At 59.9% G+C, this 13461-nt stretch carries 11 protein-coding genes and 2 pseudogenes; 7 read left to right on the forward strand and 6 right to left on the reverse strand.

Going from position 1 to position 13461, the window contains the following annotated elements; genetic code table 11:
* Window positions 1-52 precede the first annotated feature (52 nt).
* A complete protein-coding gene (locus tag V6617_RS14730; protein ID WP_220305752.1) occupies window positions 53-646 on the reverse strand; it encodes an alpha/beta fold hydrolase in 594 nt (197 codons plus the stop codon).
* Here V6617_RS14730 and V6617_RS14735 point away from each other — a divergent pair.
* Window positions 623-727: pseudogene (locus tag V6617_RS14735) on the forward strand (ATP-binding protein); the annotation flags it as partial. The gene V6617_RS14730 and the pseudogene V6617_RS14735 overlap by 24 nt on opposite strands.
* Before the next feature lie 128 nt (window positions 728-855).
* Window positions 856-1008 carry a hypothetical protein gene (locus V6617_RS14740; protein WP_220305753.1) on the forward strand — a complete coding sequence of 51 codons (153 nt, stop codon included), beginning with the start codon at window positions 856-858 and terminating at the stop codon, window positions 1006-1008.
* Here V6617_RS14740 and V6617_RS14745 read toward each other — a convergent pair.
* From V6617_RS14745 to V6617_RS14765, 4 genes and pseudogenes are all read right to left on the reverse strand, one after another.
* Window positions 1005-1247 (reverse strand): hypothetical protein, encoded by a 243-nt coding sequence (locus V6617_RS14745; RefSeq protein WP_309207454.1) that lies wholly within the window; start codon window positions 1245-1247, stop codon window positions 1005-1007. The genes V6617_RS14740 and V6617_RS14745 overlap by 4 nt on opposite strands.
* A gap of 97 nt (window positions 1248-1344) precedes the next feature.
* A complete protein-coding gene (locus tag V6617_RS14750) occupies window positions 1345-2253 on the reverse strand; it encodes an EamA family transporter (RefSeq protein WP_220305754.1) in 909 nt (302 codons plus the stop codon).
* A complete protein-coding gene (locus V6617_RS19025; protein WP_421952992.1) occupies window positions 2250-3290 on the reverse strand; it encodes an aldehyde dehydrogenase family protein in 1041 nt (346 codons plus the stop codon). Before V6617_RS19025 ends, V6617_RS14750 begins: the two co-directional genes overlap by 4 nt.
* A gap of 296 nt (window positions 3291-3586) precedes the next feature.
* Window positions 3587-4368 (reverse strand): annotated as a pseudogene (locus V6617_RS14765) (IS5 family transposase).
* 848 nt (window positions 4369-5216) lie between these two features.
* On the opposite strand from V6617_RS14765, the gene V6617_RS14775 reads away from it, so the two are divergent.
* Together V6617_RS14775 and V6617_RS14780 are read left to right on the forward strand one after the other, a co-directional pair.
* The gene (locus V6617_RS14775; RefSeq protein WP_220305755.1) at window positions 5217-6842 is read left to right on the forward strand and encodes a DUF3987 domain-containing protein; all 1626 of its coding nucleotides are present in this window, start codon (window positions 5217-5219) and stop codon (window positions 6840-6842) included.
* A gap of 474 nt (window positions 6843-7316) precedes the next feature.
* The gene (locus tag V6617_RS14780; RefSeq protein ID WP_220305757.1) at window positions 7317-8981 is read left to right on the forward strand and encodes a hypothetical protein; all 1665 of its coding nucleotides are present in this window, start codon (window positions 7317-7319) and stop codon (window positions 8979-8981) included.
* Between the two features lie 62 nt (window positions 8982-9043).
* Here V6617_RS14780 and V6617_RS14785 read toward each other — a convergent pair whose 3' ends face one another.
* Window positions 9044-9364 carry a DUF736 domain-containing protein gene (locus V6617_RS14785; protein ID WP_220305758.1) on the reverse strand — a complete coding sequence of 107 codons (321 nt, stop codon included), beginning with the start codon at window positions 9362-9364 and terminating at the stop codon, window positions 9044-9046.
* An 859-nt stretch (window positions 9365-10223) separates the two neighbouring features.
* Between V6617_RS14785 and V6617_RS14790 the strand changes: the two genes are divergently transcribed.
* Genes V6617_RS14790 through V6617_RS14800 form a run of 3 tightly spaced genes read left to right on the forward strand, consistent with a single transcriptional unit; the run spans window position 10224 to window position 13432 of the window.
* Entirely contained in the window at window positions 10224-11099 is an 876-nt protein-coding gene (locus V6617_RS14790; protein WP_220305759.1) for a hypothetical protein, read from the forward strand.
* Window positions 11092-11682 (forward strand): hypothetical protein, encoded by a 591-nt coding sequence (locus tag V6617_RS14795; protein ID WP_220305760.1) that lies wholly within the window; start codon window positions 11092-11094, stop codon window positions 11680-11682. Before V6617_RS14790 ends, V6617_RS14795 begins: the two co-directional genes overlap by 8 nt.
* Window positions 11591-13432: a type IV secretion system DNA-binding domain-containing protein gene (locus V6617_RS14800; protein ID WP_338607703.1), complete on the forward strand. Its 1842-nt coding sequence runs from the start codon at window positions 11591-11593 to the stop codon at window positions 13430-13432. Before V6617_RS14795 ends, V6617_RS14800 begins: the two co-directional genes overlap by 92 nt.
* Window positions 13433-13461: the final 29 nt, after the last annotated feature.

Below are 13461 nucleotides of genomic sequence, written 5' to 3' on the forward strand. Positions count from 1 at the left end.
CCGTCAGGTCCTTTCGCGTGAGGTTGGATGCGAGATGAGACCGGCTCGGCGATCAGGTGCGCGAGATCAGGAACGAGCCGACAGATCGATTGAACCGCTCCGGCTGGTCGATCCACAGGAAGTGATTGGCCTTGTCGAAGATGTGCAGTTCCGAGTCGGGCAATGAGGAGAACAGGTCGATTCCCGACTGCATGCCCTTCACCGTGTCCTTGCCCCAGATGATGAGCGGGGCGGATTTGAGCTTGTGCAGGTGTTCGCGAAGATGGACGCCATCAAGCAGATATTGCTGCCTGTTTCTCACACCGCCGTCGGCCCAGAATGCCCGCCAGGGATCTTCCCATATGGGAAGCCAGTGTTTCGCCCTGCCGATACCGTAGGCGATGAAATCGTCCGGAACACTGGCCATGTCGTGAACCATGGTGTGGAGCAGTCGGACCACGCTTTCCGCATCCGGTTTCAGGCCCTCGAGAAACATGGTGTTGGGCAGGAAAATCTCGTGATGGCGCTGCGCGACATTCGCGTGGTTCAGGCCGCCCTCGGGAAGCGTGAGACTTGCGCTGTCGACCAGCACCAGACCCTTGACCAGATCGGGGCGCGTGACGGCGATGAAGGCCGAGATCCAGGCGCCCTGCGACTGTCCCACCACGTCAGCATCCTCGAGATGAACGGCGACAACTATCGCCTCGCGCAAAGCCGGGCACGAAAAACCGCCAACCCTCACCAATAAGATCGCCGACGCTGCGAGCGGAAAACTCTGGTCGGGCTACGCCCTCCCGACGTTCCCCGCTCGCAGCAGCGCCAGTGGCCTGGTTTTGCGCCGCCCAATGGCCGGTTTTTGCTCCGCCGTTGACACCCATGCTGGTCTTTATGGCCGCGCGACGCATCAACACGATCAAAGCTGATGTGGTTCTGCTCGAAACGCGCCTAGCCGAAATAGTCGCCGCCGATCCCGAGATGGCCGACATCGACCGCCGCCTGCGCTCGGTGCCCCGCGTCGGCCCGTCCTAAGCTGGACACTTTTGGCCCATCTGCCCGAACTGGGCCGCCTCTCCCATGGCCAGATCGCCGCCCTTGTCGGGGTCGCCACCTATGATCGGCAAAGCTGCGCATTCAAGGGTCGCAGCACGATCGGGGGGCGGACGCTCCGCAGTGCGCAACGTCGCCCACATGGCCGTCCTCAGCGGCGCCAGCTTCAACCCAAGTCTCGCCGCCATGAAACACAGGCTCGCCGCACGCGGAAAGGTCATCCTGTCGCTCTGATCAACAAGCTCATGACCTGGCTCAATGCCATCATCAAAAACCAAACCCAATGGCCCCCAAACACAAACTGAACAACACAGTTGCTTATCCGACCGCGACCATCACCACGCCGACCGTTGCCAGCAGGGTCGCAAGAAGAATGCCGGGGGCCGGCATGCGCTCGGTCTTGAAGACGACGACGGCGAGGTAGGCGGCGATATAGATCTCGACCGAGTTGATCACGGCGACCTGCGTCACGCCGGTATAGGTCAGCGCGATGAATTGGGTGATCTGCCCGACGGAGATGCACAGGGCGGCGAGCAACTGCCAGGGATCGGGCCGCCGCAAGGCGTCGACCACAACCTTGCGGTAGTAAGGGCTGACGGCGCAGCCGGCGACGTAGTAGCCGAGCGCGGCGACCGAACCGACGAACGCGCCGAGATATGCGTCAGGCAGCGCCATGAGGCCGAATTTCCGGCCGATGTAGCTAGCTGCGTAGGATGCGGCGCAGATGATGCCAAACATGTAGCCGCGCGGGATGTCGGGCGGCGCGTTCGCGCCCGTCTCTTCCGCCATGCTCCTGTCGCGCCGTTCGATGACCAGCAGGGCGAAACTGACGGCCAGCAAGGCAATTCCCGCCCCCGTCAGCCCACCAATCGTCTCATCCAGGATGAGCCAGCCGAGAAGGGTCGAAAGGAAGGGCGTCAGGCGGCGAACGGTCGAGACGCGGATTACGCCGGCATTCTGGATCGCCTTGTAGAGCGTCTGCCTGCCCCAGACAGTGGCGAGAATGCCCGAGGCGAAGAACCACACCATCGCCATACCTGGTGCGTTCGCCACCGTTTCGAGCGGCAGGCCGACGACCAGCCATACCAACGCCGAAAGTAGGCCAGTGAGCAGCACCGACAATAGCACGCCACCTTCCCCGCTCGCGGCCGGATCGGCTCTCGCGATGGCGACGCTTCCCACAGCGAAGGCGCAAGCGGAAAAGAGCGCCATCAGTTCGCCGATCACGACGGGCTCTCCGACGGATGGTCGCGGCAAGCTGCCGTCATGGTTCTCGTTGTCCGTTCAGGCCGATGTGGATGTTCTTCTCCACGGTAAAGGTGGTCAGTTCGTCCAGACATTCCTCGCGGCCGATGCCCATATTCTTGACGCCGCCGAAAGCGGCGCCGAGAAAATGCTTCGCGACCTCGTTGATCCCGACGAAGCCAGCCTCTACGCGCATCGCGGTGCGGTGCACCTTGCTGATTTCGCGCGCGCCATATCGAGCAGGTAAGGCCGTATTCCAGCGCGTTGACCTGCTCGGTCATCACCGCTTCGTCGTCCCAACGTCGCACGCCGAGGTCGGGGCCGAATATTTCCTGGCGCGCGATCCGCATCGACGGCGTCACGTCGGCGAAGATTGTGGGCTCGAGGTAATAACCGCCGGCCAGGCGGTCGTCGTCGGTCGCCTGGCCGTGTCGGGATGCCCGGCTTGACTCCGCCGGCGACTTCATGATCACCGAATTGCCGGCAGCCACCGGCGCGGCGATCTTGCCTGTGCAGAACATAAAAGGATGATTGAAGGCGATGATCCGCGCGATGAGGCCGAGCGGCTGACGCATGGAGAAATTCACCGCGTGCGGTCCCATCGGGATCGACGCGCCTTTAATCTCGGTCACAAGACCGGCGAAGAATTCGAGTTGCGCTGCGACGATATTGGCGTCGGCGATCATCTCCGTCACCGGATTGCCGCAGTTTGCGACGTCGATCGTGGCAAGGTCGCGCGCATTCGCCCTAAGCAGTCGCGCGACCTCCTTGAGAATGCGTGCGCGTTCCAGGGGAGCGACGTCGCGCCAGACCGGAAATCCCGCCTTGGCCGCGGCGACCGCACGGTCGACGTCCGCATTCCTGGCCTCGGCGAGGCGGCCAGCACGATGCCGCGGCCGGGGTCGAACGTATCGATGGACGAACTGTGGAGTGGCGAATGCCAGTCGCTCCATAGAAGAAGGATCGATGCTCCGGCAGAATTTGGTCCAGAACTTCTCACGACGTCTCTTGCCGACCACCTTGCATGATGCGCTCCGCCCAGCTCCTTAACCTATCCCTAGAGTGTCAGCCTTCCGTTGTCGATAACATTGCGCATTCCCACCCGTTCCAATCGTTATGCGAAGAAATGATTAGGCTGCGAAGTATCTGCAATTCTTGAAGGAGCGTGGCGCTGCTTGCCTCGCACATCTGGTGGTTTGGCGTCTCCGAGTTAGACCGCTGAAGCAGTAGTTCGAGCAGTGGGGAATAACAGAACCGTTTCCGGCGACGCAAGTGTTCGCATATGTTCTCGCACGTTGTGTGCGAACGCGGTAGCCTAGGCCCTGTTGACATAAGTCGGCATCCATAACTTCGCAGCGGCGAGAGCCAGGAAGCCCAGGAAAGAGACGGCGGTCTTGTCGTATCTGGTTGCGATACGCCGGAACTGCTTGAGCTTGTTGAACATGCGCTCGACGCGGTTGCGGTCCTTGTATGCCCGGAAGTCGCAGGTGATGGCCTGCTTGCGGTTGGCCTTTGGCGGGATGACCGGCAGTATCCCCTTGAGTAGCAGGCTGGCGCGGACGTCGTCGCTGTCATAGCCCTTGTCAGCCAGCATGAGCCTGGGCTTGGCAACCGGCAAGGCGATCAGGTCACCGACCGCTTTGTAGTCGGAGGTCTCGCCGCCTGTGAGGATAAAGCCAAGAGGGCGTCCCTGACCGTCTGCGCGGGCGTGGATTTTGCTCGTAAAGCCGCCGCGGCTTCGACCAAAACCCTCCTTATGAGTCCCCCTTTTGCGCTCGCTGCCTGAGAGTGGCCGCGCACTGTGGTGCTGTCGATCATGTGCTGCCAGTCGTCGGTGAGCCCGAGTTCGACCAGCGTTTCCAGCAAGGCATCCCAGACGCCTTGTTCGGCCCAGCGCCGGAACCGAACATAGACCGAGTTCCACTTGCCATAGCGCTCATGCATGTCGCGCCAAGGGCAGCCGACACGCAACACATAAAGCATGCCATTCAGAAAGCGGCGGTTGTCCTGGGCGGGTCGAGACCATCGACCGCGCTCGGACGGCAACAGCGCCCCCACCAGTGCCCACTCATTATCCGTCAGATCGCCACGAGCCAAAAATGCCTCCATGAAAGGAAGCCTTGAATCAGTCACGCGGCGATTTGGGAATCCCTTTTGTCAACAGGACCTAATTGTAGTCACTCAGCGAGAGCTGTGCTGCCGTTGAGAGGCGCTCTGCAGCCGGGTTCACATTTCGGCTTTTGCCAACATGACAAATTTGCCGAACCGCATGGTGGGCCGTGTCACACCTTCGCAGGTCGCCTTCGGTATCCGTCACGTCAGACGTAATGGCGAGGGGTCGACACCGATGATCCGGAGAGCCCGTATCTGTGCATGCGCCTCGAGCAGGCCACAGTGATTGAGACCGGATCAGCGAACTGCCATCAAGGCCATGCAGAAATCGAACGCTGCAACACAAAGGGCCGGACAGATGACCGCAGCGACCAAATGCTGTAATGTTCAGTCAAACCAGAGCAAAAGGTGTGGCACCTGCAGGTGCAAAGGTGTGAGGTCAACAAAAATCAACTTTCGTCAACGTTTACCTTTGTTGACATTCGTTGACTGGTCCATCTGAAGTTACTGCTTCCCACCAAAGTTTTGGCAATTTTGTCAAATTGCCCAATGCGGGCCGGCATCTTTCTGTACCGAGACGACATCGACTAAAGTGAGATGCTCGCGCTCCATTTTGTCAATTTTGTCAATTCTGTCAGCAGGCCATGAGCGGGATGACGCAGCCGGCTACAGTCCAAGAAAGAAGAAAAACCCCGGAAATGCCTTCGGCACGAGCTTAAGTAGGGGGGGTACCCGGAGGCGGGATTGTTTGCGCGGATACGAAGAGGACAGGCCCGACGAATCGCGCTGGGCCAGTGCTCTCGACCACGGATGGCGTGGAGAAAGAATGTATCATGCGTAAGACCATCAAGAAGTCGGCCAGCAAAGCGGCGGCCGATACGGAATTGAGCTCGACGATCGAGAACGATCTGCCGCAGCAGTCGACTGACGCACCGTCTCCGGTGCCGGCCGTGGCGCAGGCGCCCATCAGTCCGTTTGCGATCGCGGAAATGAACGACAATAAAGTTGAAAGTGTCGACTCGGACGGCTGGGCGGTCGAAATCGACTGGAGCTTCCTTGATCCTAGCCGCGCCGCGCCGGCTCCCGTGTTTCCGATCGAGAAACTGCCCGAGCCCTTGGCAGAGCTCGTTGCCAAGCTGGCGCTGGCGCGGCGCCTGGTCGTGGACTTCGTCGCCTTCGCCATTCTGGCGGCCTTGTCCGGAGCCATTGGCAACCGTGCTCGCGTTCAGCTTTTCGATGGCACTCTTGAGCCCTTGGCCATTTACGTTGCCTTGGTCGGAGCGCCTTCGACGGGCAAGAGTCAGGCGATCGGCATGGTCGAGACGCGCTTGCGCGCGTTGGACGGTGATCTGACAGCAAGCGTGAGCGGTGCGGCCATGGCCGCAAGCCACGCGGCTCTCGATCGCCTCAACGTAAAAATCCGTGCGAAGGTTGCGGAACGTTTGGCCGTGGAGTTCGAAGCGCCTGAAGATTACCGAGAGGGACCACGGGGTGGGAGGCTCTTGCTGACCGAAACGACCGGGCCGGGATTGATCGAGGAGTTGAGCGCCGACCGGTCCGGGCGCATGCTGGTCACTCATGAGCTCTCGGGCGCGATCGGTTATCTGTCATCGAGCCAGCCGGCCAGGTCGCGTGGACTTTTTCTGCAGGGCTTCGATGGAAATCCCGTCGTCGTGAGTACAAAGTCGGAAGGTCGGAAGCTGATCCCGGAGCTGCTGCTAAGCGTGCTGGGAGCTGTGCAGCCGGGCCGCTTGTCGTATCTCATGCGACACGGCGATGATGGCTTTGCCGCGCGCTTCTTCTGGGTCCATCCCGATGTTGTGCCCTCTGCGGCACTCGGAGATAATCCGGGTCCGATCGACGACTTGGCGGGCGTCCTCTCAGCTTTGCAGGGTATCCAGCCCGCGGCCAACGAACATGGGTATTCGGCCGCGGTGCCGCTTGCGGCCGATGCTCGGGCGCCCTTGGAGATGGCCGCCAAGAAGTGGACAACTGACCAGATGTTCAGCAGCGAGTTGTTTTCCTCGGCATTGGGGCGTGGGCGACAGTATGCGCTCCGCCTGGCGGGTATCCTGCAGATCGCGACGCATGTGATGGAAGGGAAGTCCGGCCTACCGGATGTGGTGAGTGCCGACGCCATGACGAGCGCTATCGCGATCGTCGACACCTATATCCTGCCTATGGCGGAACGCGTATTCGCCGCCAGCGATACGAAACCTTCGGACGCGGCCGCCCTGGCGCGTTTTCTCGCGCGTAGCGGAAAGCCGATGGTCAACGCTCGTGCGGATATCATGCGTGGTCGCGGCTCGCCGGTGACCCAGGCGCTGGCCGTGCGAGAGGCGATCGAAGAACTCGAACAGCGCGGAGTGTTAAGGCCGGCTCCGCAGCGCCCCGGGCGCGGTCGGCCCTCGAGCGACTGGATCGTCCACCCCGCCCTTCTGGCGATGGCGCGGAAGTAAGTTTGAGAGGGGCGGCACCGCCCCCCTCGTATACCAAAGGTGCAATTATGGCAGGACGATACGACGAACTTCTCGTTGACTGGCCGGGTGACGTTCCCTTCGAACGGGTCGTTCGGCAACGCCTGGATGCCTTTGACAGCCTCGTAGCGCAGGGTGTCACGTGGCCATCTATTGCAGCGGCGCTTGCGCGTGCGGGAATTACCAAGAAGGACGGGGCCCCACTGTCTTGGCGTCAGGTCAATGCGGTGTATCGCCGAAACAAGGTGAAGCCGACCCGCTCACAGGCCTTGCCTAGCGCTTCTCCGAAGCCGCTTCCAATGCCTGCGCGGTCTGGAAATAGCACGGTCACGCACATGTCGACTTCTGGCAGGCTGGCAGACAGGCTCAGAGAAGCACGCAAATTCAATAAAAGCCCATCGGCCGAATACGAAGAATAGAAACCCATGTCGATAAAATTGCCAAAAAGGACGCGCCATGGATGCCACAGATATTTCTGATCTCATTCAAAACACGCCCCTCGCGAGAGGCGAGGCAGAGCACTTCGCTCAATACGCGACAGCGGTCTTTGAGGGAATGGGCCAGCATCGGCGCACGATGGGTCTTTCGCAAAGCTCGGATCTGCTCGCCACCTACATCGCGTCAGCGATTGACTGGAATCTTGCGCTTGAGCCCGCGGCCAAGGCTGAGAACGCCAAACTTGGTTCGCGACCGCGCGGTCGCTTTGGTGTGATCGAGCAGTTAGAGCGAATTGGCGAAATCCTCGGCTGGGATATGGTGCCCGGCAGCAAGCAGCCAAAACTCCGCGACCGTCCAATTACGAGCGATGTCATAAACGCTCTCGCACAAAAGGGCGCACTCGGCCCGGTTCTTGTCTCACATGTCGAGCCACCGGACGGTCGACAACGCAAGGACCTGAAGTTCCGCCCTTTGGGCGGCACGAACGTTGATCTGAATGAGGGCGTGCCTGAGGAGCATGACGAAACGGTATTCGGTTTTCACGATCCTTCCCATCTGACCGATGACGGAAAATCCAATGCACGAAAGCTCAAGCGGAAATTTGCTTTTGCGAGTAAGTTTGGAGCTCCTGCCGTTCTCCGCACCGATCCGGTCACCTGGCACCTGGACGATCAGCCGCGTAAAGCAATCGAGAATGCCGAACCTTTTATGGGTGGAGTGTTTCAGAGCTTGCGATCTGTGAGAAATTTGCTGGCAGGCCAAGAAGGTGCCCGTAAGAACCTCGCGGTCACTGCACGCCGCGCTGCCCGCTTTCTCGAGATCGAGTTTGCCATGACGGATCGAAACAGAAACAATCAGTCCCATGAAACGATTGCCAGCTGGACCAAGCCCAATCCATTTGCAGAATTTGGCATTGCGCTGTTCGAGGTACTCGCACCGACCCGAAATGGCGAAAGCTTGCCCGATATCCTCATGCCCGACGACATAAAGGGCGATTTGAAGCAGGAGGCCGTAGACCTGGTTCTGGAGGGTGCTCAGCATGCGCGCCGGGTGTTCGGCATACTCCAAGGTCGGTTGCGTGCGCATGGCATTGATATTCCAGAAGCCCATCTGGTTGATCCAGACGACGCAGATGAAGATCTTCCAGGGCCATTACAGGCGCATTACCTCGATCGCGGCTCGCCCGTTATGCGAATTTCCGAAGACATTAGAGACACCACCGGTCGCCTCAACGAAGGGCGCCGCCGCACGCTGGAACAACTTTGGAGACTTCGCGACAATTCGGTGAAATTGCGTGCTCTCACCGAAATGTTCTTTGCCTATCATGAGCAGTTGCTCGACCGCGGTGGCAATTACGGCCCATTAAGAAATGAAATGCTCGAGAAGATCGCCAATCCGACGCTCGACTGGTATCGCGAACTCGGTGCTCGATTTGATGAGGGCGTTGTTTACAAGTCCGACATCAAGCGACGATCTGGAGGATTGCCGAACGGCGTGCCCGATGTTCCGAGCGAACTCGAACGATATCAAATGAAGTTGCAGCATTATCCGGCGATAATGGCTTGGGGGGCTCAGCGCCACGACGCAGTCATTGAGGCTGTTCTCACAGCGCTCGATACATCGGGAGACGCTTGGCTGCTCTGGAAGACAGTGAGCGCTATTGTGAACGAGGACGCTGGATAAAGGCGTGCTATTGGCGTTGGCCGGATCTTCGGGCCGCCCCGACGGAGCGGCCCTGAGTTGATCTAGCTGGGCTTGCGGTTCGGGCGAGACCAGACGAGGCTGGCGGTAGCGCCGGTTTCATCATCGAAGAGATTTGCGAAAATCGGGGCGGCGAAGCTCGGATCGTCGATCTTGGCTGAAAGGTAGCTTCGGCCCTCGTTGGACTTTTTCGTCCACGCTGCCCCGATCTCGACGCGGCCCGCAAAGAGGCGGTGCGAGGGGGCATCGTTGTTGGTCGAGGTGGTCTCGGGAACAATTTTTACGTTCTTGGCCTGAAGGTTCAGCGTAGCGATCTCACCGACGAACTCGGAGTTAGTCTTTTTGAAGGTACCGATGGTTGCCATTTGAAATCTCCTTGGTCTGGTTTCGGACCGCCTGATTGCGGCCTCGATGGCGATCTTGGGGACACGAACGACCGGCGACGCATCGCTTTGGCGACCGGAGTGAAACGGAGGACAGCGAGGACCGTCTTTCTTGCCTCGCGAGGAATGGCGGCATAGGCCGTCAGGGGAAGAAAGTCGGGCGGCGCAGTTGCGGCAAGACGGTCGAGGCGAAGCCGATTCGAGTCCAGATCAGGCCAGAAAGAGGACACATTCAGCCGGGTCGGCGGTAGAACAAGGATAATGTATGGGGCTCCCCCGGCTTTCAAAATCGCCACCGAGGTTTTTGGCAAGCGATTGCACGCAACCGGAATTTTGGGCTCCGACGATTTGACGGAAGTAGTCGCAAGGCCAGGACACCTAAAATGCAGGCTTGAACGGGTTGGATCAATTTGGGGACATCGGATCCATCCTATTTCGGGCATGGGGAACATCGCCGATATGGGGCGACATCAGGGTGCCAGTAGCAACAGCAGCTGGTCGTATCGGATAATTTGCGAGCCGCCGGGAAAACACCGTTTGCCTGCCATTGCCTAATTGCCTAGGCATATCTGACACTGACGGCGTTCGCGATATTTTTGGTAATTTTGTCAGTTTTGGCAGGGAGCTTCCCGCGCGGGGCGCGCCGGGTCCCCCGCAATGCCCCAGAAGACAATCTGGCGCGACACATGCAATCCCCTGATTCCGCAGCGTTCTGCCGCAAAATTTGGAACAAAAACTCCTGACCCGAACACCCCTGACGTTTAACTCGGGGGGGTGCCCGGAAGAGACATTTTTCAGCGTGCTTTTCTCGTGGGCGTCATCAACGCTCAAGGAGCAAATCATGAGCAGCAAGAATACCACCGGCAAGCCGCCGGTCTCTCCGACCCAGGGCCAGACGGCATCTGCCGTCGAAGTTCCGACCGTCGCCTATTGCTTGGGCCCGAAGGGCGGAATCGGCAAGTCAACGGTCGGTCGCCTGGCGATCGACGGCTGCTTGGCCGCCGGACGTAATGTTTCGATCGTTCAGATCGATCGCGCGCCCACACTTCCGGCTCTCTATCCGGAGCTGACGACCACGATCGCGGCGCCATCGGCGGAAGACCTTCGCGCGGACCTGCTTGCGTCCGTGCGTGTTTTCGAACCGCTGGACCATAAGATTGAGGAGATCGTTGCCAGCAACGGTGTGCTGGTGGTTGATGTCGGCGCCGGCCATAACACAAGTGCACTGCTCCATTTCGTCGCCCGCGCCCGCTTCGACCGTCATTTGGCCGACAAGGGCGTGAAAGTGGTGGCGCTGGCGGTAACGACGGCGGACAACAGCGCGATGACGCAGACTGCGGCGATGATCGATGACCTGATTCAGGTCCATCCCGCGGCCGAGATCGTACCTGTCCTTAATGCATATGGCGGCAATTTCCGCTTTACGACGACGAGCCCCGCCCACAAGACCTTCGCCGAGCGCATCCAGCCTGCCATGAAGGGCCGGCGCCATCTGCAGTTGCCGGCAGTGGCGGAAGGCGCCTGGCCGCTCTTCGAATCCGCCGGGATGACATTCATCGATGCGGTCATGGCGACCGACGAAGAACTGATGACGCGCCTCGGTTTGTCGCGCGCCATGGCTGTGGCGGTTCAGGCGGACGTCTCAGACTTCCTCGGATACGTCTGGCCGCGTCTGGGTCAGATTGTCGGCTTCGACGTGGAGAGGTCCAATGGCTAGCATCCCTGCCAAATTGATGGGGCGGATCGCCCGGAACGGAGCGCGCGGCAAGGCCGCGCGTCTCTTCCTGCGCCGGAACGTGTCAAGATTGTCGCCAGAAGAGATCGCCAAATTGCCAGCTTCGACGCTGAAGCGAATCGGTCGCGAGCTGCGCGCGGCGGCGATGGGGCAGGCGAACGAAACCGTCGGCGCTGCGTCTGGCCAGATCACGCCCCCCGCGTCATCCAGTTCGAACAGGACCAAACGCATTCCCTCGCTCATCCAATTGCTGATCGAGGCTGTGATTTGCATCGTCGCCCTGACCGTGACCGCTGTGGCCGTCGAACGTCCCGTCCGTTGGGGTCTTTATCACGTTGGCCTCTTCTCATCTGAGCAGATGGGCCTTTGCCAGCGTCTTGATCGCTGGAGCGATGGCTGCAGCTTTGAAGTTCGGACCGATGGTCTTGGCATTGATCAGGTTGCCGTGCTCGTGGACATGCCGCCGGCGGTGCTTGCCGCCGCCAACCCAACTCTTTTCCCCTACGAACCCCTGCCTAGGGGCACGCTCGTTCGTATTAGCCGTTCGGGAGGCAGTAATGAGTAACAAAGATCACGACCTCACGCCGGTGCCCGACGTTTGGCCGGGCCGTCGAGCCGCGTTTGGCGCTTCTGTCCTCATAGGCCTGATTGTCGCCGCTTTTTTATTCGGTGTCCTGCCGGTCTATGGCTGGAACTCGACAGCTGCCTCTATAATGGTCCTCGGCCATGAAGGCTTGTTGTCCATCATCGGTCTTGCCGCCATGGATGCGACTCCCAAACTTGCAGACGCCGCCAATCCTGTCGAGCGTCTGATAATGCTGCCGTTCAATGGTATGCTATGGCTCGCCTATCCGATCAGCTTTGTTCTGGCTTTGCCCGCTCGACTTGTTGAATGGGATTTGCTGGCCGATATTTCGCTCCGCTTGTCGGGCACGGCAGCGGCGAGCTTGGCGGCTGCAATCTTGGTATTCCGCCATGTGGTGAACCGGGCGCCCTATCGCCGCCGCGCGACCTGGGTCGACGGCCCGCAGGTGCGCTGGTTCAGTGATGCCGTCGCAGGCGCCTCCAATCATTTGCGCAGACTTGTCGCTGAGGCCGGTCGTGGTGTGAAATTGGCGCCGGGCCTTTTCCTGCCCCGGCGGGCGGAGCATGAATCGATGTTCATCCTGGGACTGCCGGGATCGGGCAAGAGCGTAATCGCGGAAGGGCTGATGCGGCAGGCGATCGAGCGCGGTGACCGGCTCCTCTGCGTCGATGTCAAAGGCAACCTCATCGATCGAATGGTGCGTCTTTTCGGCAAAACAGTGGCTAATGTCGTGGGCATGGAACCCGGTGGCGGCATCTGGGCTATCGGCGGGGATGTTACGAGCCGCATGACTGCATCGCGCGTCGCTGCCCTGCTAATTCCGGCGTCCAAGGATCCCGTTTGGTCTGCTGCTTCACGGCTGCTGCTCGCCGCCTTACTCGTCAAGCTGGTCCAGTCCCGGGGCAGAAGCTGGGGGTGGACCGAAATTAGACAGTCCATTTCTCGCCCGGTTGAAGAAATTGCCGCCGAACTCGCGCCGACCATGCGACAAGTTGCCGAAATGCTGCGCGGTCGCGATGGCGAGCCGTCGTCGATGGCACTCTCGACGCTCTTCAATATGGTTTCACATATTGATGATCTCGTTCAGACCTGCGCCGATCTGGAAGCCGAAGGCTGGCCAAGAGTGTCACTGAGAGCCTGGATTACGGGCAAGGGACGCCGCGTCCTTATCCTACGCCACGATCTGGGAAACCGCGAGCTTTCCGGACGCCTTCTTGCCGCCATGGTACGAGCGGTCTCGAGCGATCTGCTGAGCCGCCATCTCGAAGATAACATCGATCACGGCATATGGATATTTGCTGACGAACTCCCGCGCATCGGTACCGCGGCCAAGGATGTTTCGGATCTGGCGTCGCTTGGACGGTCCCGCGGCATAAGAGTGGTAGCAAGTGCACAAAGCCAGGCACAGCTGGAAGAAAAAATGTCGCCTGCAGCGGCCGAAGCCCTGACCGAGAATTTTGGCAAAGTCATTGTCTGCAAGGTACGACCGGGCAAGAGCGCCGAGCGCATCTCCACCTCGATGGTGGGAAGCGCAACCTATGCAATCAGGTCAGGAAAGGATGAGACACAGACGCTTCATCAGGTCGCGGCGTTTTCCGCCAGTCAGATGACCAGAACGCTGGGGCTGACAATTGACTGGCGAGGCGGCAAATCGATCCGCGCTGCGGTCATTGGGCTCGACGATGTCTATGTTGTGGAATGGAAATTCAGCGATTGGCCTGGCCTTTAGCGTGAGGAGCGATGCAGCTTATTTGAGGT

This window comes from Pelagibacterium nitratireducens (assembly GCF_037044555.1).
In the GTDB taxonomy this organism is placed as follows: Bacteria; Pseudomonadota; Alphaproteobacteria; order Rhizobiales; family Devosiaceae; genus Pelagibacterium; species Pelagibacterium nitratireducens.